This is a genomic window from Paenibacillus sp. AR247, from assembly GCF_002968895.1.
Lineage (GTDB): Bacteria > Bacillota > Bacilli > Paenibacillales > Paenibacillaceae > Paenibacillus_AQ > Paenibacillus_AQ favisporus.
Genome location: NZ_PCZT01000093.1, coordinates 1 through 1089, shown reverse-complemented (window position 1 = coordinate 1089; position 1089 = coordinate 1). Strand labels below are relative to the sequence as shown.

The 1089-nt window shown below is 53.4% G+C and carries 1 protein-coding gene; it reads right to left on the bottom strand.

All coding sequences use genetic code 11. The annotated features are described in order from the left end of the window. Positions 1–1089, bottom strand: a 1089-nt coding sequence (locus CPT76_RS36225; protein WP_146116581.1) for a helix-turn-helix domain-containing protein, incomplete at both ends; no start/stop codon positions are given.

Genomic DNA, 1089 nt, shown 5'->3' with positions numbered 1-1089 from the left:
TTATATTTCTTGTGCTCACGGTATTTTCCGGGGGTAATGTCCTTCAGTTTGCGGAATACCCGGATAAAACTGTTCTCATGCTGATACCCGACCATTCGGGCGATTTCTGATAGCTTGTAATCCGTTTCGATTAGCAGCTCGCCGGCACGCTCGACACGCAGCCTTGTAAGATAATCGTGAATGGTTTCGCCCATTTCCTGTTTGAACAATTGGCTGGCCAGGCTCACGCTGATCGGAACGGAAGCGGCGATTTCCTGCACGCCGATATTTCCGTCCAAATGGCGGTTCATGAAATCGACCATCTGCTGGACCATCATGAATTCTTTGCTGCCGCTTAAACTTCGGAAGTGGTCCGCAAGACGGCAGGCCTCCCTTTCCAGCAAAAGAAGGATTTCGCTGAGATCCAGCGTCTCGAGCTCCAGCACAACCTCCGCCTCATCCCATCCTGTGCCGGATTTTATACCATCCAATTTGAGCAGACCCTTCCGGATCGTCGTCAAAAATGCCAGCGCTTCGGAAGGTGAAGGTTCCTGGTTGCCCAGGTGTTCGCCAAGTCGTCCGATAATTCGGAGCACCGGCTCCGTTGAACCCGACTGCACCGCTTCAAGCAGATTCGCCGTTTGGGCCGCATCCTGTATCGGTTCCGCCGAATGTCCGGACATCTCGATTTCCCTGTACGGAATAACTGTGCGGTAGCCGAGGTAGAGACGGTAACTGACGGCAGACTGTGCCTCATAAAACGCAAGCCTCAGCTTCAGAATGTCATCGAATGGCAGGCTGGCACCAATCGATATGTCCGTTCGCAGCATTCCCTGCACCATGCGTGTGGCGTCGCTAAGCCGATGCAGGAGATCAGGCTCCTGCCCCTCACGGCCGGATGCGTGCTGCACCAGCAGGGCTAGTTTATCTCTTCCAAGGTCAAGATTCACACTGCGGTAGGCGCTCGCAAGCAGTTCCTCCACAATATTCAGCATGGCGTATTTATACAAAAAACGGTCGTTGTCCGAAACGTTCTCCGCCCACGCCTTATACCGGTCGATCGAAATGACGATGACCCGCAGAGGAGCATCGGTCCATTCCTGAAAGTAT